The sequence below is a fragment of the Acidocella aromatica genome, from assembly GCF_014201825.1.
GTDB lineage: Bacteria > Pseudomonadota > Alphaproteobacteria > Acetobacterales > Acetobacteraceae > Acidocella > Acidocella aromatica.
In genome coordinates, this window is sequence record NZ_JACHFJ010000010.1 from 87,927 (window position 1) to 110,526 (window position 22,600).

Annotated in this window: 20 protein-coding genes; 14 read left to right on the forward strand and 6 right to left on the reverse strand. The window is 65.1% G+C overall.

What is annotated here, in order from left to right; all coding sequences use genetic code 11:
* Window positions 1–2 precede the first annotated feature (2 nt).
* From aguA to HNP71_RS10810, 5 genes are all read right to left on the reverse strand, one after another.
* Window positions 3–1,088 (reverse strand): agmatine deiminase, encoded by a 1,086-nt coding sequence (aguA, locus tag HNP71_RS10790; RefSeq protein WP_343062392.1) that lies wholly within the window; start codon window positions 1,086–1,088, stop codon window positions 3–5.
* Entirely contained in the window at window positions 1,085–1,978 is an 894-nt protein-coding gene (aguB, locus tag HNP71_RS10795) for an N-carbamoylputrescine amidase (RefSeq protein WP_183266926.1), read from the reverse strand. The genes aguA and aguB overlap by 4 nt, the downstream gene beginning before the upstream one ends.
* Window positions 1,975–3,345 carry a glutamine synthetase family protein gene (locus tag HNP71_RS10800; protein ID WP_183266927.1) on the reverse strand — a complete coding sequence of 457 codons (1,371 nt, stop codon included), beginning with the start codon at window positions 3,343–3,345 and terminating at the stop codon, window positions 1,975–1,977. Before HNP71_RS10800 ends, aguB begins: the two co-directional genes overlap by 4 nt.
* Complete coding sequence (locus HNP71_RS10805; protein ID WP_183266928.1) at window positions 3,342–4,721, reverse strand: aspartate aminotransferase family protein; 1,380 nt, start codon at window positions 4,719–4,721, stop codon at window positions 3,342–3,344. Before HNP71_RS10805 ends, HNP71_RS10800 begins: the two co-directional genes overlap by 4 nt.
* A 287-nt stretch (window positions 4,722–5,008) precedes the next feature.
* Window positions 5,009–6,364 (reverse strand): hypothetical protein, encoded by a 1,356-nt coding sequence (locus tag HNP71_RS10810; protein WP_183266929.1) that lies wholly within the window; start codon window positions 6,362–6,364, stop codon window positions 5,009–5,011.
* 119 nt (window positions 6,365–6,483) lie between these two features.
* Here HNP71_RS10810 and HNP71_RS10815 point away from each other — a divergent pair, with 119 nt between their 5' ends.
* On the forward strand, window positions 6,484–7,488 hold the full coding sequence (locus tag HNP71_RS10815) for a WD40 repeat domain-containing protein (protein WP_183266930.1): 1,005 nt from the start codon (window positions 6,484–6,486) through the stop codon (window positions 7,486–7,488).
* 96 nt (window positions 7,489–7,584) lie between these two features.
* On the opposite strand, the gene acs is transcribed toward HNP71_RS10815, so the two are convergent.
* Window positions 7,585–9,519, reverse strand: coding sequence for an acetate--CoA ligase (gene acs, locus HNP71_RS10820; RefSeq protein WP_183266931.1), 1,935 nt, complete (start codon window positions 9,517–9,519; stop codon window positions 7,585–7,587).
* A 342-nt stretch (window positions 9,520–9,861) separates the two neighbouring features.
* On the opposite strand from acs, the gene HNP71_RS10825 reads away from it, so the two are divergent.
* From HNP71_RS10825 to HNP71_RS10885, 13 genes are all read left to right on the forward strand, one after another.
* On the forward strand, window positions 9,862–10,065 hold the full coding sequence (locus HNP71_RS10825; RefSeq protein WP_183266932.1) for a cold-shock protein: 204 nt from the start codon (window positions 9,862–9,864) through the stop codon (window positions 10,063–10,065).
* Between the two features lie 184 nt (window positions 10,066–10,249).
* Window positions 10,250–11,914, forward strand: a complete 1,665-nt coding sequence (locus HNP71_RS10830; RefSeq protein WP_183266933.1) for a long-chain-fatty-acid--CoA ligase — start codon at window positions 10,250–10,252, stop codon at window positions 11,912–11,914.
* Window positions 11,915–11,997: 83 nt separating this feature from the next.
* Complete coding sequence (locus tag HNP71_RS10835; protein WP_183266934.1) at window positions 11,998–14,394, forward strand: Lon protease family protein; 2,397 nt, start codon at window positions 11,998–12,000, stop codon at window positions 14,392–14,394.
* Window positions 14,391–15,095, forward strand: coding sequence for a hypothetical protein (locus tag HNP71_RS10840; protein WP_183266935.1), 705 nt, complete (start codon window positions 14,391–14,393; stop codon window positions 15,093–15,095). The genes HNP71_RS10835 and HNP71_RS10840 overlap by 4 nt, the downstream gene beginning before the upstream one ends.
* 45 nt (window positions 15,096–15,140) lie before the next feature.
* Window positions 15,141–15,422 (forward strand): hypothetical protein, encoded by a 282-nt coding sequence (locus HNP71_RS10845; protein WP_183266936.1) that lies wholly within the window; start codon window positions 15,141–15,143, stop codon window positions 15,420–15,422.
* Between the two features lie 211 nt (window positions 15,423–15,633).
* Complete coding sequence (locus HNP71_RS10850; RefSeq protein ID WP_183266937.1) at window positions 15,634–15,912, forward strand: phosphopantetheine-binding protein; 279 nt, start codon at window positions 15,634–15,636, stop codon at window positions 15,910–15,912.
* Complete coding sequence (locus HNP71_RS10855; RefSeq protein WP_183266938.1) at window positions 15,913–16,479, forward strand: COG4648 family protein; 567 nt, start codon at window positions 15,913–15,915, stop codon at window positions 16,477–16,479.
* Window positions 16,479–17,804: an AMP-binding protein gene (locus HNP71_RS10860; protein WP_183266939.1), complete on the forward strand. Its 1,326-nt coding sequence runs from the start codon at window positions 16,479–16,481 to the stop codon at window positions 17,802–17,804. Before HNP71_RS10855 ends, HNP71_RS10860 begins: the two co-directional genes overlap by 1 nt.
* Window positions 17,801–18,088, forward strand: a complete 288-nt coding sequence (locus tag HNP71_RS10865) for a 3-hydroxylacyl-ACP dehydratase (protein WP_183266940.1) — start codon at window positions 17,801–17,803, stop codon at window positions 18,086–18,088. Before HNP71_RS10860 ends, HNP71_RS10865 begins: the two co-directional genes overlap by 4 nt.
* Window positions 18,085–18,987, forward strand: coding sequence for an LpxL/LpxP family acyltransferase (locus HNP71_RS10870; RefSeq protein ID WP_183266941.1), 903 nt, complete (start codon window positions 18,085–18,087; stop codon window positions 18,985–18,987). Before HNP71_RS10865 ends, HNP71_RS10870 begins: the two co-directional genes overlap by 4 nt.
* A 1-nt stretch (window position 18,988) precedes the next feature.
* Window positions 18,989–19,570, forward strand: a complete 582-nt coding sequence (locus tag HNP71_RS10875) for a LolA-related protein (RefSeq protein WP_183266942.1) — start codon at window positions 18,989–18,991, stop codon at window positions 19,568–19,570.
* A complete protein-coding gene (locus tag HNP71_RS10880) occupies window positions 19,560–21,887 on the forward strand; it encodes an MMPL family transporter (RefSeq protein WP_183266943.1) in 2,328 nt (775 codons plus the stop codon). Before HNP71_RS10875 ends, HNP71_RS10880 begins: the two co-directional genes overlap by 11 nt.
* The gene (locus tag HNP71_RS10885; RefSeq protein WP_183266944.1) at window positions 21,884–22,582 is read left to right on the forward strand and encodes an alpha/beta fold hydrolase; all 699 of its coding nucleotides are present in this window, start codon (window positions 21,884–21,886) and stop codon (window positions 22,580–22,582) included. The genes HNP71_RS10880 and HNP71_RS10885 overlap by 4 nt, the downstream gene beginning before the upstream one ends.
* Window positions 22,583–22,600 lie beyond the last annotated feature (18 nt).

The window sequence follows — 22,600 nt, forward strand, 5'->3', positions numbered from 1 at the left end:
GCTTAGGTATTGCTCTTTGGTTGCTGCTGCGTGATGCAATGAATATTGCCACCACCCAGTAGAATCTCACGCGCCGGAACCAGGACGATCTCCTTGTCAGGGAAGACCCTAGCCAGCACATCGCGCGCCGGCGCGTCTGTTTCTACACTGAAACATGGCGCAATGATCGCGCCATTGGCGATGTAGAAATTCACATAGGACGCCGCCATGCGCTCGCCCTCGCGGCGGTTCATCCCGCTGGCCGTGGCATCCACGCCCTCGGCTTCCTCTTTCGTGAAGAACATCGGCGTGGGCATCGGAATCCGCTCCACTACCAGTTGGCGGCCCTGCGCATCACGCGCCGCGAGCAGCCGGGCCTCGGCATCGCGCGAGACGGCGTAATGCGGATCGGCCGGATCATCGCACCAAGTGAGCAGCACCACGCCGGGGCGGACGAAGCAGGCGAGGTTATCGACATGCCCGTCCGTCTCGTCATGCGGCACGCCCTCGCGCAGCCAGATGACATGCTTGGCGCCGAGATACTCTTTCAGCATCCGCTCCATGTCCTCGCGCGTGATGGCCTCGTTGCGGTTCTCGTTCAGCACGCATTGCTCGACGACGAGCACCGTGCCTTCGCCATCCACATGGATCGCCCCGCCCTCGATGACGAACGGCGCGCGGAAGCGCGTGGCACGCTCCAGCCCCAGGATCTTGCCCGCCACCTGATCGTCGAGATCCCACGGGAAATACAGCCCACCCTTGAGCCCGCCCCAGGCATTGAAGGGCCAGTCCACCCCGGCAAGCTGGCCGCCAGGCCCGAGCAGGAAGCTGGGGCCGACATCGCGGCACCAGGAATCGTTGGTGCTGACCTCCACTACCCTCACGCTCTCGGGCAGCATGGCCCGGGCATTCTCATATTGCCGGGCGCTGACCAGCATCGTCACCGGCTCGAACCGAGCGATGGCGCTCGCCACCTCGATAAAGGCGCGCTGGGCGGGCTTGGCCCCCAGCCGCCAGTTATCCGGCCGCTCGGGCCAGATCATCCAACACCCTTCATGCGGCGCCCATTCCGCCGGCATGGCGAAACCCGCCGCAAGCGGTGTCGTCACGATTTCACCGCCTGGTGGCGGGTGGTGCCGTCCAGCGTGAGCAAGGGCGTATACAGCTCGGGCCGGCGGTCACGGAACACGCCCCAGGAGCGGCGCTGCTGCGCGATGGCGGCGAGGTCGAACGTGGCGGTGAGGATGGTCTCAGCCGTGCGGTTGGCCTCGGCGATCTTCTCGCCAGTCGGCCCGGCGATGAAGGAGGAGCCGTAGAAGGTGATCTCCGTCCCCTTGCGCCCCTGCTCGGTGCCAATGCGGTTGGAGGCGATGACCGGCGTGAGATTCGCCCCGGCATGGCCCTGCATCACGCGCTGCCAGTGGCCGGAGGAATCCAGCGTCTTGTCCTGCGGCTCGGAGCCGATGGCGGTGGGGTAGAACAGCAGCTCCGCGCCCATCAGCGCCATGGCGCGGGCGCATTCGGGAAACCACTGGTCCCAGCAGATGCCAACGCCGATCTTCGCGTATTTGGTCTGCCAGACCTTGAAGCCGGTATCGCCGGGCGAGAAGTAGAATTTCTCGGAATAGCCGGGGCCGTCCGGGATATGGGATTTGCGGTAATGCCCCAGCACCTCGCCCCCGGCATCCACGATCACCACGGTGTTGAACAGGCTCTGCCCGGCGCGCTCATAGACCGAGACAGGCAGCACCACGTCCAACTCCCGCGCCAGTTCGCTGAAACGCTTCACCGCAGGGTTCTCCGCCAGCGGCACCGCGAGGTCGAGGAACTCGTAGAGCTGGTCCTGGCAGAAATAGGGGGTTTCGAACAGCTCCTGAATTAGGATGATCTGCGCGCCCTTGCCGGCGGCTTCGCGGATCAGCTTTTCCGCCCGCGCAATGTTCTCATGCGCGGACGGGGTGCAGGCCATCTGCGTGGCCGCGACGGTAACTTTGCTCATGCGTTCTTCAGGTAGGCGTCGTATTCGACGTCCGAAATACGCTTGCGCATCTCGCTGATCTCCTGGCGTTTGCAGGCCGTGAACAGGCGCTGGAAGTCCGCCCCGAAGATATCGGCGATCGCGGGAGAGGTTGAGAACCGCTCCACGGCGCCGGACCAGGCGATGGGCAGCGGCGGCGCGTGCGGGCTGCGCGTGGTGCCGATGCTCTCCGGACCGGGATCCGCCTTGGTTTCCAACCCGAGCAGGGCGGAACCCAGCAGCGAGGCGAAGGCGAGATACGGGTTGCAATCCGCCCCCGCCACACGATGCTCGACGCGAGAGGCCGATGGGTCGGAGGTGATGACGCGCACGGAGGCCATGCGGTTGTCATGCCCCCAGTCGCCATAGGTCGGCGCATGCACGCCCGGAGCGAAGCGCCGGTAGGAGTTGGCGTGCGGGGCCAGGGTCAGCATCGTGTCCGGCATGGTGTTAATGATGCCGCCGACAGCGTGATACAGGCGGTCGGTGCCGCGCTCCGGCGTGGCCTCGAAGATGTTCTTCCCCTCGGCATCCAGCACCGACATGTGCACATGCATGCCAGAGCCCGCGCAATGGCCATAGGGCTTGGCCATGAAGGTGGCGGTAAGACCGTGCTTGCGCGCGATCTCCTTGATGCTGCGCTTGAACATGGTGGCGTTGTCGGCCACGCGCAGAGCGTCGGTATTGTATTTCAGCGTCACCTCGAACTGGCCGGGGCCGTTCTCGGAGATCAGCGTCTCGATCTCGATGCCCTGGATCCGCGCCGTCGCCATCATCTCGCGCAGGATCGGCTCGTATTCGCGGATCTCGTTCAGGCCCACGGCATCCACCTGCCAGCCGCGCCAGCCGGATTCATCCGCACCGCGCGGGGCGATCTTCAGCCCGCCATGATGGCCGGAATTATCGACGAGGTAGAACTCCAGCTCCACGCCCAATGCCGGAGTGAGGCCCGCCGCCTTGTAACGCTCCAGCACGCGCGCGAGCACGCCGCGCGGGTCGAGGTAGAAATAGCTGCCATCGGTCTCGCGCATCGTCAGCAGGGCCTGGGCGGTGTTGCCCTCCGCCCAGGGCATGCGCGTGATGGTGTGCGGCACGGCGACACAAAGCCCGTCCGGGTCGCCTGTATCCTGGGCGATACCGCCCTCCATCACGTCATTGCCCCAGATGTCCAGCAGGAACACCGAGCGGGGGATGGCAAGCCCCTGCCCGAACAGCGACTTCGACTTGCCCGGCTGCAGCCACTTGCCGCGCAGCACGCCGTTCAAGTCCACAATGAACGCCTCGACGAAATCGCTCTGGGCCATCAACGCGGCTTTCGCCGCGTTGTCGGTATCTGTAACCGCGTTCAAGATGCAACCTCCGACTTCACGTTCTCATAGGTCTGGTCGATGGACTTCTTCGCCAGGGCGACCATGGTGTCGATCTCGCTTTCGGTGATGGTGAGCGGCGGCGCGAACACCATGGTGTCGCCCACGGCGCGCATGATCAGCCCGTTCTCGATGAACAGATCACGGCAGATGGTGCCGGTGCGGCCCTTCTTGGCAAAGCCCTTGCGGGTGCGCTTATCGGCGGTCAGCTCGATCGCGCCGATCAGCCCCACGCCGCGGATCTCGCCCACCAGCGGGGAATCGCCCACCGCCTCGGCCAGCTTGGCGCGCAGGATATGCCCCTTGGCCTCAGCCGCCGCGACCAGCCCCTCATTCTCGATGAGTTCGAGATTCTTCAGCGCCACGGCGCAGGAAACCGGATGACCGGAATAGGTGAAGCCGTGATAATACTCACCGGCGTCGTTGATCATCACCTCGGCCACGCGGTCGTGCAGCATCACGGCGGAGAGCGGCACATAGCCGGAGGTGATGCCCTTGGCCATCGTCATCATGTCCGGCTTGATGCCGAAATAGTCGGAGCCGAACATCTTGCCGGTGCGGCCGAAACCGCAGATCACCTCATCAGCGATCAGCAGGATGTCGTTTTCCTTGCAGATGCGGTTGATCTCGGGCCAGTAGGTCTCGGGCGGAATGAGCACGCCGCCCGCGCCCTGGATCGGCTCGCCAATGAAGGCGGCGACATTCTCGGCGCCCAGCTCGTGAATTTTCTTCTCCACCTCGCGCGCGGCGTAGATGCCGAATTCCTCCGGGCTCATTTGCCCGCCCTTGCCGTACCAGTAGGGCGGCAGCACATGCGCGAAGTTCGGCATATCGCCGGCCTGACGGTGCATGTCCGCCATGCCACCCGCCGAAGCGCCGAGCGTGGTGGAACCGTGATAGCCGTATTCACGGCCAATGATGATCTTCTTGTTCGGCTTGCCCTTGGTCTGCCAGTACACGCGGGCGGTGCGCAGCGCGCTGTCCACGGCCTCGGAGCCGGAACAGGCGAAGAAGGCGTGGTTCAGCCCCTCCGGCGTGATCTGCGCGAGGCGCTGGGCCAGGCGCACGGCCGGCTCGTTCGTGGTTTTGAAGAAGGTGTTGTAATACGGCAGCTTCGCCATCTGGGTGGCGGCGGCCTCGACCAGTTCCTGGCGGCCATAACCGGCGGCCACGCACCACAGCCCGGCCATGCCGTCGAGGATCTTGTTGCCCTTGTCGTCGTGCAGGAACACGCCCTCGGCCGAGGTGATGACCTTCACGCCACGGGCGTGCAGGTCCTTATGGTCGGTGAACGGGTGGAAATGATACGCTGCGTCGAGGGCCTGCAGAGTCGCGGCCGCGTTGATGTCGTCCAACATTTTATATGTATCCCCAAAAATTTAATCTGAATCTCGCGCGTCAGGGCGCCGCAATGCTGCGGTGCACAAAACACAAGCAGAAATCCTCAGATACGGGGAGGGCTGAATCCTATGCGTGCGCAGAGAAGCAGCATCTCTGCCTTACGCTTGGGCTCGGGAACTGTGTCTGCCAAAACCATACGCAAAGCTTGGCATGGCGGCAAAAGTGTTTCAAGAATTTTTTATTAAGGGCAATTTTTTTGGCTGCCGGGGATTACATCCCCCGGCAGCACGTCCTGCAAACCGCCTCAGAACACGAACCAGATACCCGTGAACAGCACATCGTTGCCCCCGGCATTGCGGCCATTGCCATCGTAATTGCGGGCAAGGCCGTTGAACTGGGTGTAGACCGTATATTCCGCAAAGAGCTTCGCATTGGCCCAGGGGAAGACACTCGGCCCGCCGCGGTTGAACGGATAGTAATCCAGCTCAGTGGTGAAACTGTCGGTATTCGGCTTACCATTCGCGTTGCCGGAACCTGTATTGTACAGCCCGGTATCGCCGCTACCGGTAATGCTGTTGAAAGATTCCGTGGCGCCGAACATCTGGCGCCAGAGATAGGAGACTGTAACAGCCTCCACATTCAGCGCGTCATTCAAATTTGCCGTGTTGCCGAGCCGGTAGCTTGCCCCCCAGTGCTGGTTCTCGTGGAACCAGGAGGCCTGGAGCGAGAGCGACTGCTGGGCCTCGATGTGCTGGAACTGCAAGTCGAGCCCGACATCGGTGAGGTTATCCGTGGGGCCATGCTTGAGCCCAGCCGGATACGGATGATCCGACAGGCCGGAGGCGCCAACCTCGATGGAGTTCTCCCCAATGCTGTGCTGATAGGCCACGCGCCAATACGGCGTTACCCCGGCGACGCCGTTGGACGGCCCCACCCCCAGCGCGTAGGCCGTATGATCGGGCAGGGACTGGTAAAGATCCACCTCGCCATAGAGCATATCCGCAGGGGTGATATTGATGGCCGAATAGCCGCCAAAGCCCCATACGCTCTGCCCGAGGTTATTGATCTGCAGACCAGCGGTCGGCCCCGCCCCCAACTCCGACGGGATGAACGGGTAACCCCAGGCCGGCAACGTGTTCCACAGATCCGTCACCGCCGGGTTGTTGTTGAAGGTGAAACCGTAAACCAGCGGCGCGCCGAATAGCTTGGTCGCGTGGGCGTCGCGGATATCGGCATTATCCCAATGAAACTGATGGGCAACGCCATCGAACGTGCCTTGGATGAAGGCGCCGAGGCCAAGCTGCTTATCCAGCACGCCACCATAGAACAAGCTGGTCTGCTGGATCGACCAGGCATTATTGCTGGGATAATCGGGCGAGAGGCCGCCAGGCACCTTGTCGTTCAGGTGGGTATAGCCCCCCTCCACCATGGCGGAGAAGTTCTTCGCGTCGGGGAAGTCCTGCTTGCCCAGCACATAGGCTTGCATCTTGAACATGCGGCCAAACGGGGTAAGCTGCGGGAAGCCGATATGGCAGGCCGCACAGGGCAGGCCAGTCTGCGCCGCGAAGGACGGAATGGCCTCGGCCGGGCGGATAGCCGCAAGCAGCGCGGCAGAGACCGCGACACAGCCAACCACAAGCTGCACAACATGCTTACCCATTCCACCCTCCTGCTATTTTCGTAACAAACAGTAACCAGGAAAGCCACCATCTGTATTGATCTCGCTCAATTTTTACGTGTCTATTGCGTGAAATTTCGGGCTGTCGCAGTTAGTCAGCCATGTCCGATCTAGACGAATTGCTGAACGCCCGTGGGCAGAGCGCCGAATTTGGCGCCTATGTCACCGCCGCCTGTTTCGACCCCGCCAATGGCCAGCCCGCCTTCGCACTGGGCGATGGAACGCTGCGCCTCGGGGCGGAGGGTGTTTTCTCCACCGTCGCCGCGCATCAGGGCGCGGTGCTGAGCCTGTGCGCGCATCCGCTGGGAGGGTTCCTCTCGGGCGGGGATGACGGGCAACTCATCCGCACCCAGGCGGGCGAGACCGTGCAGGTGCAGAAATTCGGCTCCAAATGGCTGGAGCATGTCGCGGGCTTTGCGGGCAAGACACCCTATATCGCCGCCGCCGCGGGCAAGATTGTGCATCTGTTGAACGGCGCGGGCGAGAAGCTGCGCGAACTCCCCCATCCCTCCACCGTCACCGGCGTCGTGTTCGACACCAAGGGCAAGCGTCTTGCCGCCTCGCATTACAATGGCGCGTCGCTGTGGTTCACGGCCTCGGCCTCGGCGCCCAAGGTGCTGGAATGGAAAGGCAGCCACACCGGCGTTGTGCTGCACCCGAATGGCGAGGCGCTTGTGACCACGATGCAGGAGAACGCCCTGCATGGCTGGACCCTGCCCGAGGGCAAGCACATGCGCATGTCCGGCTACCCAGCCAAAACGGAATCCATCAGTTTCACCAAATCCGGCCGCTGGCTGGCCACGGCGGGGGCGGAGAGTGTGGTGCTGTGGCCGTTCTTCGGTGGCGGGCCGATGGGCAAGGCGCCCAAGGAGCTGGGCATGGGCGATGGCATCGTGAAGCGCGTGGCCTGCCACCCGGAACATGAGGTGGTGGCCGCCGGGTTCGATACCGGCATGGTGCTGCTGATCGACATCAACCGCGAGACGGTGCTGCCCGTCTGCGGGCCGGACCGCGGTTCGGTCTCGGCGCTGGCGTGGAACGCCACGGGCTCTCATCTGGCCATCGGCACGGAAACCGGCTTCGCCGCGTTGATCAATTTCGCTTAAAAACTTACAGACGTTTTTGGGTGCCGCCCTTTTTTCAAAAAGGGCGGCGTTCTTCGCAGCTTTTTGAAAAAAGCTGCACCAAAAACTTTTTAGACTTTAGCCTGCGCGGTTGCTTACCAGATCCGTCACCACGCCCGGGTCGGCCAGGGTCGAGGTATCGCCCAGGCTGTCCGTCTCGTTGGCGGCGATCTTACGCAGAATGCGGCGCATGATCTTGCCCGAACGGGTCTTGGGCAGGCCCGGCGCCCACTGGATCACATCCGGCGCAGCGATCGGCCCGATCTCCTTGCGGACCCAGGTGATCAACTCCTTGCGCAGCGCCTCGGTTGGCTCCACGTCCGCCACCAGCGTCACATAAGCATAGATGCCCTGGCCCTTGATGTCGTGCGGGAAGCCTACCACGGCGGCCTCGGCCACGGCCTCATGCGCCACCAGGGCGGACTCAACCTCCGCCGTGCCCATGCGATGGCCGGAGACATTGATCACATCGTCGACACGGCCGGTGATCCAGTAATAGCCATCGGCATCGCGGCGCGCGCCGTCGCCCGTAAAGTACAGCCCCTTGAAGGTGGAGAAATAGGTCTGCACGAAGCGGGCATGGTCGCCATATACGGTCCGCATCTGGCCGGGCCAGCTATCCGCGATGCAGAGATTGCCCTCCGTCTCGCCATGCAGCTCCTTGCCCTCGCCATCCACCAGCACCGGGCGCACACCGGGCAGCGGCAGGGTGGCCGAGCCGGGCTTGAGCGCCGTGGCGCCGGGCAGCGGGGAGATGAGGATGCCGCCGGTTTCCGTCTGCCACCACGTATCGACGATCGGGCAGCGATGCTCGCCCACCACGCGGTCGTACCAGTGCCAAGCCTCGGGGTTGATGGGCTCGCCCACCGAACCCAGGATGCGCAGCGATTTGCGGGAGGTCTTCTTCACCGGCTCCTCGCCATCGCGCATCAAGGAGCGGATGGCCGTGGGGGCGGTGTAGAAGATATTCACCTTGTGCTTGTCCACCACTTCCCAGAAGCGCGAGGTGGTGGGGTAGTTCGGCACACCCTCGAACATCAGCGTCGTGGCGCCGTTGGCCAGCGGGCCGTACACAATATAAGTGTGGCCGGTCACCCAGCCCACATCCGCCGTGCACCAGTAGATTTCGCCGGGATGGTAGTCGAACACATATTGATGCGTGAAGCTCGCCCACACCATGTAGCCGCCGGTAGTATGCAGCACGCCCTTCGGCTTGCCGGTGGAGCCGGAGGTGTAGAGGATGAACAGCGGGTCCTCGGCGTTCATTTCCACCGGCGTGTGCTTGGGCGAGGCTGCCTCCGTCACCTCGTGGTACCACACGTCGCGCCCGTGCTGCATGTCCACCTTGCCGCCGGTGAGCTGGGCCACGATCACGGTCTTCACGCTCGGGCAGGTTTTCAACGCCTCATCGGCATTGGTCTTCAGCGCCACCTTGCGCCCGCCACGGCGGCCCTCATCGGCGGTGATCAGCGCCACCGAGTTGCAGTCCTGGATTCGGTTGGCAAGGCTGTCCGGCGAGAAGCCGCCGAACACCACCGAGTGGACGGCGCCGATACGCGCGCAAGCCAGTAGCGCCACCGCGGCCTCCACCACCATCGGCAGGTACACGGTGACGACATCGCCCTTCTTCACGCCCTGGGCGGTCAGCGCATTGGCCAGGCGGCAGACCTTCTCGTGCAGCTCACGGTAGGTCACCTTGGTGGACATGCCCGGGTCGTCGCCCTCCCAGATGATCGCCACCTGATCCCCACGCTCGGCCAGGTGCCGGTCGAGGCAGTTTGCCGCCGCGTTCAACGTGCCGTCCTCGAACCATTTGATCGAGACGTCACCATGGAAGGACGTGTTCTTGATCTTTGTGGGGGCCTTGATCCAGTCGATGCGCTTGGCCTCCTTGGCCCAGAACGCCTCTGGCTCGGCCACCGCCTGCGCCGCCATCAGGTCGTATTTCTCCCGGCTAATCAGCGCATGGGCAGCGATTTCCGCTTTGATCGGCACGATATCGACGTCGGACATTTTTACCCCCGTTATTGGTTCTTAGCTGTAGTTTATTATGTCAAAACTTCCGCAAAACCAAAAGAGTGATCCAATCTGAAACAAACATGTTCCATTAAAAGCCGCCAAAATTTATTGCGCTTGTGTGAATACCCCCTCCACCCGGCGGCAAAACCCGATGGAAAGACGAACAAATCGTTGACAGTACCTCGTCTTTCTGTGCCAATTTTAACCTGCAATCGACTGCGGCTTGGCTTGAATACGCGCTCCCGGTGACTGGACGCAGGCAAGGCGGGCGCAACCCGGTTGTCCTCCGGGCTGGCGCGTCCGGGGTCAATTCTTAAGAGGAGCGACGAGGACGTAATGGCTACCGGTACCGTCAAGTGGTTCAACACCACCAAAGGCTTTGGGTTTATCGTGCCGCAGGATGGCGGCAAGGATGTGTTCGTGCATATCACGGCCGTGCAGGCGGCGGGCTTGCGCGGGCTGAACGAGGGGCAGAAGATCTCCTACGAAATCGCCATGGAGCGGGGCAAGGCCGCCGCCATCAATCTCAAGGCGGTCTGACGGACCGGCAAAACCGTTGAAAATCGGCAACGGGGCAGGCTTGGCCCCGTTGTTTTCGTTTGCCTTCGTTTCGCTTCCCCGCTAGCCTCGTGGCGCGCCCGATAACTGCATCATAACCACGGGCGTACGGGGGCTTGCTGGTCTTCAAACCGGCTTATCCCGGATAAAAAAGACGAGGAAACGAATGAAGGACTTCAGCGCGCAGTATATGGCGCTCAGCTTCACGCCCACAGCCGCGGGCGACATGCTGGATGCCGCGGTGCAACAATTCAGCCAGAAATACGCGATCGATTTTCTAGGCCGCCGGTATAAATATGCCGAGATCGGGGATCTCGCCAACCGCGCCGCCGCGGGCTTGCAGAAACTCGGCGTGACCAAGGGGGTGAATGTGGGGCTCTGCCTGCCCAACACCCCTTATTCCATCATCATGTATTACGCCGTGCTCAAGGCCGGCGGCACGGTGGTGAATTTCAACCCGCTCTATACCGCACACGAAATGGAAATGATGGTGCGCGATTGCGGCGTGGACCTCATGGTTTCGCTCGATGCCGCACCGATCCAGGAGAAGGTCAGCCAGCTCGTCTCGCGGGGCCTGCTCAAGCGGGTCGTCATCTGCCGGCTGGCGGAGGCCCTGCCCGCGCTCAAGAGCCTGGCGCTGCAGCTGTTCCGCCGCAAGGATCTGGGCAAGGTTCCCCACCATGCGCCTTATGTCGAGTTTTCGCAGCTGCTGAAAGGCCCGGCCTGGCCCAGCCCGGTGGAGATCGACCCCGAGAAGGACATCGCGGTGCTGCAATTCACCGGCGGCACCACCGGCACGCCCAAGGCGGCGATGCTGACCCACGCCAATGTCACGGTCAACGTACAGCAAGTGGCGGCGACGATGCCGAAGCTGGAGCGCGGAGCGGAGCGCGTGCTGGGCATGCTGCCGTTCTTCCATGTATTCGCCATGACGGCGGTGATGAATCTCGGCCTGACCATTGGCGCCGAGCTGCTGCTGCTGCCCAAACCCGACCCGAAGCTGCTGATGCACACCATCTACAAACGCAGGCCGACCATCCTGCCCGGCGTGCCCACGCTCTTCACCGCCATCAGCAACGCCGCCGAAAAGGCCGGGCGCACAGATCTCAGCTTCATCAAATTCTGCGTCTCCGGCGGCGCGCCGCTCTCGGTGGAGGTGATGGAGCGCTTCGAGCATTTCTCCAAAAGCCGCATCCTGGAGGGCTACGGATTGAGCGAGACCTCGCCCGTGCTCACTCTCTCGCGGGAGGCGCTGGTGAAGCATGGCAGCGTCGGCCCCGCTTTGCCCGGCACCATCCTGGAAATCCGTGACCCGGCCCACCCGGAGACGGTGCTGCCGCAGGGCGAGCGCGGTGAGATCTGCGTGCGCGGGCCGCAGGTGATGCGGGGCTACTACAACAAGCCCGAAGAAACCGCCTACGTGTTTACCGACGGCATGTTCCGCACCGGCGATATCGGCTATCTCGACGAGGATGGCTATCTCTTCATCGTGGACCGCATCAAGGACGTGATCCTCTGCGGCGGGTTCAACGTGTATCCGCGCGTCATCGAGGAAGCCGCCTACCAGCACCCGGCGGTGCAGGATGCCATCGCCATCGGCATCCCCGATGCCTATCGCGGCCAGAGCCCCAAGCTCTATGTCGCGCTGCGGCCGGGCATGGAAGCAACGGGGGAGGAAATTCTAGCCTTCCTGCGCGGCAGGTTGAACCCGATCGAGACGCCAAAATCGGTGGAAATCCGCGAGAACCTGCCCAAGACCATGGTCGGCAAGCTCTCCAAGAAGGAGCTGGTGGCGGAGGAGGCCGCGAAGGCGCAAACCGGCGCGGCTTGATCTCGGTCAATTGGCGGCGCGGGCGGCGGGATTATAGCTTGCTGTTATAAAAGGCGCCCGCGCGCCTCGCCGGGAGATAAATCTTGTCTGACACGAGCCACCCCGCCCCCCTGCCGCCGGAGCGCCTGCGCCGCACCGCAGATCTCGCCAGCCTCGCCTTCCAGTCCACCGCCGAGCTGACGCCGTTCGACGGCTTTACCGGGCAGGAGCGCGCGCTGGGCGCCGTGCGGCTGGGCAGCGCAATTGAGAAGCCAGGCTACAATTTGTTCGCCATCGGCCAGCCGGGCTTGGCCATGCAGCAGGCGGTGGAGACCATGCTGCGCGAAGCCTCCGCCGCGCGCGAGGCACCGCCCGACTGGGTGTACGTGAACAACTTCACCGAGCCGCACAAGCCGGTGGCGATCCGCCTGCCCGCTGGGCGCGCGGCGAAACTCGGCGACGCTCTGCGGGAGCTGATCGAGGATTTAAAGGCAACGCTGCCCGCGGCCTTCGAGAGCGAGGACTACCAGAAGCGCCGCGGCGCGATGGACGAGGCATTCCAGAAAAAGCAAGCTGCTTCCTTCAAGGAATTGAATGATAAAGCAGCGTTGCGCGGACTTGTGCTGCTGCGCACGCCGCTCGGCTTCGCCTTTGCCCCGGCGAAGAACGGACAGGTGGTCTCGCCCGATGAATTCCACAAATGGGACGAAGCGGCGCGGCTGAAGGTCGAGGAAGCCATGCACGAGATGGAGAAGGAGCTTGAGCATATCGTGCAGCAGATGCCCGCCTGGGAGAAGGCTCGGCGCGAGGAAGTCCGCAAACTCAACCGCGATACCGCAAACTTCGCCGTCGGCAGGCTGATCGACGAAACCAAGGCCAAATTCTCCGACCTGCCGCAGGTCCAAGCGCATTTCGAAGCCGTGCGCCGCGACCTTGTCGATAATGTCGGCATGTTCGTCGGCAAAAACGAAGGCGATGAGGGGCCGGTGCCCACCACCTTGCCCGGCGGACCGTTCGACCGTTACGACATCAACGTCTTCGTCGCCAACGACCCGGCCAATCGCGGCGTGCCGGTTGTACATGAACTGCACCCGACGCTTGGAAACCTCACCGGGCGCATCGAGTACCTTTCGATGCAGGGCGCGCTGGTCACGAATTTCAGGCTGATCAAGCCGGGCGCGCTGCACCGCGCCAATGGCGGCTATCTGCTGCTGGATGTGCGCGCCTTGCTCGCCGAACCGTTCAGCTGGACGGCGCTCAAACGCGTGCTCAAGCGCGGCGAGATCGTTATCGAGGATGCCAGCCACTTCCTTGGCCTTGCCAGCACGGTCACACTGGAGCCGGACCCGATCCCGCTCGACCTCAAGATCGTGCTGTTCGGCGAGCGCATCCTTTACTATCTGCTCGCGCAATACGACCCAGAGATGACCGAGCATTTCAAAATCCTCGTCGATTTCGAGGATGATTTCGAACGCTCGCCGAAGAACGAGTCCGCCTATGCCAAGCTCATCGCCGCCATGGCGATGCACGACAAGCTCCGCCCCTTGCAACGCGAGGCGGTGGGGCTGGTAATCGAACAAGCCGCGCGGCTGGCCGATGATTCCGGGAAGCTGACGCTGGTGACGGACCAGATCCGCAACCTGATCGTGGAGGCGGACCATTGGGCGGCACAATCCTCGCGCAAGCAGATCGAACAGCAGGACGTGCAATACGCGCTGGACCAGCAGATCTGGCGCGCCTCGCGCATCCGCGACCGCGATCAGGAGATGATCCTCGACAATATCGCGCTCATCGAGACCACCGGCCAGCATGTCGGGCAGATCAACGGCCTGAGCGTGATGGAGCTGGGCGGGTTCCGCTTCGGCCGGCCCACGCGCATCACCTGCCGCGTGCGCCCTGGCAGCGGCAATGTCATCGACATCGAGCGCGAGGTGAAGCTCGGCGGGCCGATCCATTCCAAGGGCGTGCTCATCCTCTCCGGCTTCCTCGCCGGGCGCTACGCGCTGGATGCGCCAATGTCCCTCTTCGCCAGCCTGGTGTTCGAGCAATCCTATGGCGGGGTGGAGGGCGACAGCGCCTCCTCGGCCGAGCTTTACACGCTGCTCTCCGCCCTGGCCGAGGCGCCGCTGCGCCAAGACATCGCGGTGACGGGCTCGATCAACCAGCACGGCGAGATCCAGGCGATTGGCGGGGTGAACGAGAAGATCGAAGGCTTCTTCGATATCTGCCGCAAGCGCGGGCTCACCGGCACGCAAGGCGTTGCCATCCCGGCGTCCAATGTGCGGCATCTGATGCTGCGTCAGGACGTGGTGGAGGCCTGCAAGGCCGGGCAATTCGCCATCTATCCCATCGCCACGGCGGATGAGGGCATCACTTTGCTCACCGGCCTCTCCGCCGAGGCTCTGAACAGCAAGGTGGAGCAGCGGCTGAAGGCGTTCGCCAAGATCCGCCAGCGCTTTGGCGAGGCTGAGACCAAGGCCAAGCCGGACGACACGCCATGACCACAAGGGGGAGCTTCAAGCGTGTGATCATCGACCTGCACCGCAGCGCCACCGACCAATCGGCCATCGCGCTGGCCAGCGAGTTGGCGGCGGCCATGGGGCTGGAGCTGTTCGGCCGCTTCATCCCCCCGCCCGGCCTCGCCAACCTCGCGCAACTGCCCTTCGCCCGCGAATTCCGCCCGATGGAGCGCGAATGGCGCCCGCTGGACCCAGAGCGCACGGCGCAGGAGCTGGAGCTGGCCGCCGCCGCCGCGCGCCGCCTGTTCCAGCGCGCCGCCGGGGCGGTGGCGCAGCGATTCGAGATCGTCGAGGACCAGACAGACGGGCTCCACCCGGAGGAGGACATCGCGGTGCTGCGCTATGCCGAATGCCTGGAGGAGTCCTGCGCTCTGGTGCTGGACGAAGCCCTGCGCAGCGCCGCGGCGGTGCTGATCGTGCCGGGCAATGTCAGGCCCCGGCGCGGCCCGGTCATCGCCCTAGCGGACTCGCCCGAAGACCCGGCGCTGGACGTGGCCGCCACCCTGGCCGAGGCCGCAGGCGAAACCGCGATGGGCTTAGACGTGCATGGCCGCGACCACGCCCCCGCGCCGCCCGGGGCGCGGCTCATCGTCATCAGCCGCCACGCCCTGCCGGATGACGCCCTGCCGGCCCTGGCCACGCATAAGCGCGTGCCGGTGCTTGTGCTGCGGCGCCCGGTCTGATCACAATTCTGGCATCGTGGCCCGGAAATTGGTATTAGGGGCACCATGTCTCGTTATGCACGCTTCTTTTGCCTCGCGGCACTCGCCCTGCCCGTAGCGGCTCCAGCCCTTGCGCAATCATCGTACAGCCCAAGCTCGGGCGAGGTCTCTCACCAGTTCAGCTCCGGCGCCAACCGCGTCGGCCAGGGGGCGACCCAGATTGGCGAGGGCATCAAGAACGGCGCGATCATGACCTGGGATGCCATGAAGAACAGCGCGCACGCCTTCGCCAACAGCTTCAGCGGTGACCAGTCCGACACGTCGCATTATAATTCATCGGCGCAATAAGTTTCCTCGAACAGCCCGGCCAAAACCTGTCAATCTCGTAATCATTCAGGCCATCGCCACCCGGCACGCGGGACCCGCCGCCTGGTCCGCGGCTTGCAACGCCGGGATGATCTGCTAGAATTTTTATGAGACTGGAAGGGTTACTTGTGGAAATTGCTTTCGAAAACCGGCTTGCTACCTACGTGTTTCCGGTCACCGGAGCGCTGGTCAAATGAGCATCACCGGCACCACACAGACAACCGATGAAGCCGAACTCGCCTGCCTGATCGTCGAGACCCTGAACCTGGACGTGGCGGCGGATAGCATCGACCCCGAAACCCCTATCTATGGCGAGGGGCTGGGACTGGACTCTATCGACATGCTGGAGATCGCCCTCGTTGTGTCGCAGCGCTACGGCGTCAAACTGCGCGCGGACGATGAAAACAATGTCCAGATCTTCAAATCCCTGCGCAGCCTCAACCGCTTCATCCAGGACCACCGGGGCGCGTAAATGCCGCCCCAGCCCGCCGCCCGCCCGCCTGCCCTGCCGTTACTGGCGATCATCGCCGTTCCCGTTCTGTTTCATCTCACCATCGTCTGGACCTCATCCACCCCGCTCACGCTGCGGCTTAACCCGGGGGCGCTGGCCAAGCTCGGCTTTGTCTCGGCGGCGGCGGTGATGCATTGGGGGCTGTATGCCAGCCTGCTCGCCACATTCGGGCTAACGCTGCGCCGCGGCCATGAGCCGCTCATCACCGGCATGGCGCGCCGCCTGCATGGCGATATCGCGGCCGAGCTGGTCACCTACACCCGCAACGTCACCATCGCCTGGACGATGTTCTTCGCGATGCAGCTCGCGCTCTCGATTGGCCTGTTCTGCTTTGCCCCGCTGGTGGTGTGGTCGTTCTTCGTCAATGTCCTCGACATCCCGCTGGTGGTGACAATGTTCGCGGCAGAATACGCCATCAGGCTGCGCTGCTTGCGCAACCCGCCCCGGCATTCCCTGTCCATGATCTTCAACATGGTCGCCGATTCCGTGCGCGAGGCGCGGGAGCGCCCGGCCGGGCCTAGAAGCTGATGAATACACCAACGGCGCATGTTTATTCCGTAACCTGCCACGCGGCGGGGGATGTCATCGCCCGGCGCGGCGGGCAGACGCTCGATGCCGCGCAATTCCATCGCGATGCGGCTTCCCTGGCGGCGCTGCTGCCGGAGCGGCGGTACATCATCAATCTGTGCACTGACCGTTACCACTTCATGGTCGGGTTCGCCGCCGCGCTGATGCGGGGGCAGACCAGCCTGATGCCCACCGCCAACGTGCCCGAGGCGTTGCGCGCCCTGGCCGAGGACTACCCGGACCTCTACGCCCTGACCGATGTGGGCGACGCGGCGGTGCCCAGCTTCGCCTACCCGGCTGATCTCTCTGGGGCGGCATCCGCCCTGCCCGCCATCCCCGGGGCGCAGCCAGCCTCCATCCAGTTCACCTCGGGCTCCACCGGCAAGCCTAAGCCCGTGCCCAAATCCTGGTCCGTGCTGGTGCATAGCGCCCGTACCGCCGGGGCGCGGCTGGATGCCCCCGCCCTGCGCGGCGCCACCATCATCGGCACCGTGCCGCACCAACACAGCTACGGGCTGGAATCCATCGTCCTGCTCGCCCTCCAGCACGGCTTCGCGGTGGAAGCCTCCAGCCCGCTCTACCCGGCGGATGTCCGCGACGCATTGGAGCGCACCCCGCGCCCACGCATTCTGGTGACAACGCCTGTGCATCTGCGCGCTTTGGTGGCGGAGCCCGAGGGCATGCCGCCGGTGGACCTCATCCTCTCGGCCACCGCGCCGCTACCCGAGCCCCTCGCCCATGCCGCCGAAGCCTGTTTCGGCGCGCCACTTGTTGAGATCTATGGCTGCACCGAGGCCGGACAAGCAGCCTCCCGCCGCACCACGCAAGAGACCGACTGGCATCTCTTCGACGGCATCGAGCTGCGCCAGGACGGAACCGGCAACTGGGCCAGCGGCGCGCCCGTGGAAGGCATCGCGCCATTGCAGGACGTGATCGAGCTGACCGGGCCGCGCCATTTCCGGCTGGGGGCGCGGGCGGCGGAGCTGGTGAACATCGTGGGCAAGCGCAGCTCGCTGCCCTATCTCAACAGCCAGCTCCTCTCCATTCCGGGCGTGCAGGACGGCACCTTTTTGCTCGACGATACCACCCCCCTCCCGGTGCAGCGGCTGATGGCCGTGGCGGTGGCCCCCACGCTCACGCAGGAGGCCATTCTGCACGCCTTGCGCGAGCGCATCGACCCCACCTTCCTCCCCCGCCCTCTGGCGGTGGTGAAATCCCTGCCCCGCAACGCCATGGGCAAGCTGCCGCGCGCCGATCTGCTGCGCCTGCTCGGCCGCGCGCCATGACCAACTGGCAGACACAGGCCCTGACCATCCCCGCCAACCACCCCAGCGCCGCCGGGCATTTTCCGGGCAACCCGATCATCGCCGGCGCGCTACTGCTCGATGCCGCGCTGGACGCAATGGGGGTAACGGGCGGCGCGGTGATCCGGGGCGCGAAATTCCTCCGCCCCGTCCGCCCCGGCACGGCGCTGGAGTTGCGCTGGCAACCAGCGGGGGAGAAGCTGCTGCGCTTCGAGTATCTGGCCGCTGGAGAGCTGGCCGCCAGCGGTACGGTGGCGCTGGCATGAAAAGCGAGGCGCAAACCCAGGACTGGGTGACCCGGCGCGAGCGCGGTTCACTGCCGGTCATCAAGGCCTGCGTCTGGGTCGCGCTGCGCCTCGGCCGCCGCGCGGCGCGGCTGTTCCTCTATCCGGTCTGCCTGTATTTCCTGCTCTCCTCCCCGGCGGCAAGCGCCGCCTCGCGCGGTTATCTCGCCCGCGTGCTGGGCCGCCCCGCGCGCTGGACGGACGTATTCCGCCACTTCCTCACCTTTGCCTCCTGCGTGCTGGACCGCGTCTTCCTCCTCAACGAGCAGCGGGGCTGGTTCGACATCACCGTGCATAACGAGGCGCTGGTGCAGGAAATCGAGGCGCAGGGCACGGGCTGCATGTTGTTCGGCGCGCATTTCGGCAGCTTCGAGGTCGCCCGCGCCGTGGGCCGCCAGCGCGAACATCTGCCGATCAGTCTGCTGATGTACGAGGAAAACGCGCAGAAAATCCGCGCCGCGCTGGCCGCCATCAACCCCAATCTGGCAACTGAAGTGATCGGCCTTGGGCGGCTGGATTCGCTGATCGCGGTGGCAGAGCGGTTGCAGCGCGGGCATTTCATCGGCGTGCTGGCGGACCGCAATTTCGATGGCCGCGACCTCGTCCGCTACCCCTTCCTGGGCGGCGAGGCCAGCTTCCCCAAAGGGCCGTTCCGCGTAGCCATGCTGCTACAGCGCCCGGTGGTGATGATGGCCGGGATCTACCGTGGCGGGCGGCGCTACGATGTGCGCTTCGAGCTATTGGCCGAAGCCCCCGCCACACGCCCGGCGGACCCGGAGGCCTGGATCGACGAGGTGATGCGCCGCTATGTTTCCCGGCTGGAGGACTATTGCCGCGAGGCCCCGTTCAACTGGTTCAACTTCTATGATTTCTGGGCCTAGCATGCGCTGCCCCCTGCTCGCCGCCCTGCTGCTCATCGCCCCGTCGGCCCGGGCGCAAAGCGCCTGGAGCCTGGATGCGCTGATGATCCAGATGGCCCAGGTGCGCACGGCCAGCGCCAGCTTCACCGAGCAAAAGACCTCGCCGCTGCTCACCGCGCCGCTGACCACCCAGGGCACGCTGCGCTACACCGCGCCCGCCTATATGCGCAAAACCACGCAAGGCCCGGCGCCGCAGGATTTCATCCTCGACCACGACCGCATCACCATGAGCGGCGGGCCGGACGGCAAGACGCATGTGTTCCACGCCTCGGACGCGCCGCAGATCGGCGGGCTGGTGGAGGGCATCCGCGCCGTGCTGGCGGGGGATGAGTCCATGCTCACCCGGCTCTACAATGCGCAGCTCGGTGGCGATGCCGCGAACTGGCAGCTGCAGCTCACCCCGCTTGACCCCAAGGTCGCGAAGCTGGTGCACTCCATCACCATCGCGGGCAGCGGCGAGCGGATCACCGGCATCGACACCGCCAGCCCCGATGGCAGCGACTCCCATATGAGCATCACCGAGACCGTGAGCGATGCGCCCTGAACGTCTGGCGTTGGGGCTCTGGCTGGCGCTGCTGGTGCTATGCGGGGTTATCGACGCGCGTAGCGATTACCGCACCCAGATGGGCGATTTCCTGCCCCATTCGGCCTCGCTGGCGCAGCAGGTGCTGGCGGGGCAGGTGAATGGCGGGGCGGCATCGCATATCCTGCTGGTCTCACTGAAGGGCGCGCCGACCGCAACGCTCGCGGCCCTCAGCGAGGATCTGGCCGGAAGGCTGCGCCAGAAGGGGGCGTTCATCGACGTGATGAACGGCGACGACCAGTCCCTGGCCCCGGTGCAGGATTTCGTCTGGCGCAACCGCTACCTGCTGAGTGACGGCGTCACCCCCGCCCGCTTCACCGTGGAAGGGCTGCATACCGCGCTCACCAGCGATATCGGGCTACTCGGCACCGATCTCGCCCCCGTGCTGGGGCAGAGCCTGCCCGCCGACCCCACCGGCGAGGCGTTGAACCTGATGTCCGCCCTGGCCCCCGCCAATACGGGCCCGGCGATAAATGACGGCGTCTGGACCTCTCCCAGCGGCGACGCGGCGCTGCTGTTCCTGCACAGCGCCGCCGCGGGCTTCGACCTTGACGCCCAGCAGCGCGACCTAGGGCTGATCGACACCGCCTTCGCCGCCGCACGGGCCGAGACGCCGGGCTCGCAGGCGGCCAGCCTGGAAGTCAGCGGGCCGGGCGTGTTCGGGGTTCGCACGCGGGACGTGACCAAGCACGACGTCACCCGACTCTCGATCCTCGCCACCATTGGCGCGGTGTCGCTGCTGGCCTTCGCCTATCGCTCACCGCGCGTACTGCTGCTGGGTCTCCTGCCCATCGCCAGCGGGGCGTTGGCGGCCATCGCCGCCGTTTCGCTCAGTTTCGGCTTCGTGCATGGCATCACGCTGGGCTTTGGTGTCACGCTCATCGGCGAGGCGATGGATTACGCCATCTATCTCTTCACCCAAACCGCCCAAGGCGACACGGCGCGCGACACGCTGACGCGCATCTGGCCCACGCTGCGGCTTGGCGCGCTCACCTCCGTGGCAGGATTCGCGGCCATGCTGGGCTCCAGCTTCACTGGCTTCGCGCAGCTCGGGCTGTTCTCCATCGTGGGGCTGATCGCCGCCGCCGCCGTCACGCGCTTCGTGCTGCCACCGCTGGTGCCCAAGCAGTTCTTCGCCGTGGGGGCCGGGAGCATCGCCAAACCGCTGGGCTGGCTTATCCGCCACCGCCGCCCGGCGCGGGGCGTGGCCGTGACGGCGCTGGTGGCTGCACTGGCGGCACTACTCAGCCATCGGGGCGGCATGTGGGACGAGAATTTGCTCGACCTGAGCCCCATCCCCGCCGCCGCGCAGGCGCTGGATACCAAGCTGCGCCACGAACTCGGCGTGCCGGACCAGCGCTATTTCGCGGTGTTCCAGGCCCCCAGCGCGCAGCAGGCGCTGGCGAAGAGCGAGGCGCTTGCCCCCGTGCTGGCGGGGCTGAAATCGGCCGGGCTGCTGGGCGGGTATGACCTGCCCAGCACCATCTTGCCCAGCGATACCACGCAGCGCGCCCGCCAAGCCGCCCTGCCCAATGAAGCCACGCTCACCGCCCGGCTGGCTCAGGCCCAAGCCGGCCTGCCCTTCCGCGCCGATGCGTTTGCTCCCTTCCTGAAGGACGTTACGGCGGCACGAACCGCCCCGCTGCTCAACGCGGCCAACCTACCCCCGGCGCTGGCGCTACGCTTTGGCTCCATGCTGGTGCAAAATGGCGCCGACTGGGTGGTGACAGCGCCCCTTTCCGGCGTGACCGACCCGGCGAAGGTGGCTCAGCACCTCTCCGGCAGCAGGGCGGATTTCGTCGACCTCGATCATGAGTCGGCCACGCTGATGAGCACCTTCCAGCACGAGGCGGTGACACTGGCCATCGTCGGCAGCCTCGCCATTCTGGCGCTGCTGGTGGTTGGCCTGCGCTCCTTCCGTCGCGCCGCGCGCGTGGCGCTGCCACTCATCGCCGCCGTCACCATCACCGCGGCACTGCTCACGCTGGGGGGGGGCAAGCTCTCCATCTTCATGGTCACGGGATTTCTGCTCATCGTCGCCATCGGCTCCAATTACTGCCTGTTCTTTGAGCGCGCCGAACCAGGCCCCCCGGCCTGGGAGCGCGCCATCGCCTCGATCGTGCTGGCGAATTTATGCACCGTGGCGGCTTATGGGCTGATGGCGCTCTCGCGGATTCCGGTGCTGCACGATATCGGCGTCACCGTCGCCACCGGCACCTTCCTCAGCCTCGTCTGCGGCGCGGTGCTGAGCCTTCCGGGCAAGGGCCGGGCGCCGTGAGCATCGTCACGCGGCTGGACTATGCCTCCCCCCTGCCGGGTGACGACCGCGTGCTACTGGTGATGCTGCCAGGGGCGGGCATCCGCGCCGCGGAATTCGCCGCCCAGGGCATGGTGGAAGCCGCGCACGCCCAGAATGTGCCGGTGGATGTCGCCGTGGTGGAGCCGGATCTCGCTCTGTACCTGGAGGACGGGGTAACGGCGGCACTGCATGAGCATGTCGTCGAACCGGCACGGGAGCGGAGCTACCGGCGCATCTGGCTGCTTGGCATCTCGCTCGGCGGCATGGGGGCGCTGCTCTATGCCAGCGCGCATCCAACCCAAGTGGAGGGGCTGGTGCTACTTGCCCCGTTCCTCGGCACGCGCGGCACCATGGCCGCACTGGCCAAGGCGGGAGGGCTGGGGCCGGAAATCCGCTCCCTCGCCACCACCGCACCGGAACAGCGCCTGCTTGGCTGGCTCTCGGGGCATCTGGCGCAGGAGGCATCCGCCCCGGCGCTGTATCTGGGCTATGCGCGGCAGGACCGCTTCGCCCCGGGCCACAGGCTGCTGGCTCAACGCCTGCCGCCGGCGCGCACCGCCGTCCGCGATGGCGGGCATGACTGGCCCGCCTGGACAGCGCTCTGGCGGGAACTGCTCACCCGCGCCCCCTTCCGCCCCAGGCCAAGCGGTGATAGTGATTGTTACAAAAGCTGATGGGTCTGAGCACGGGGT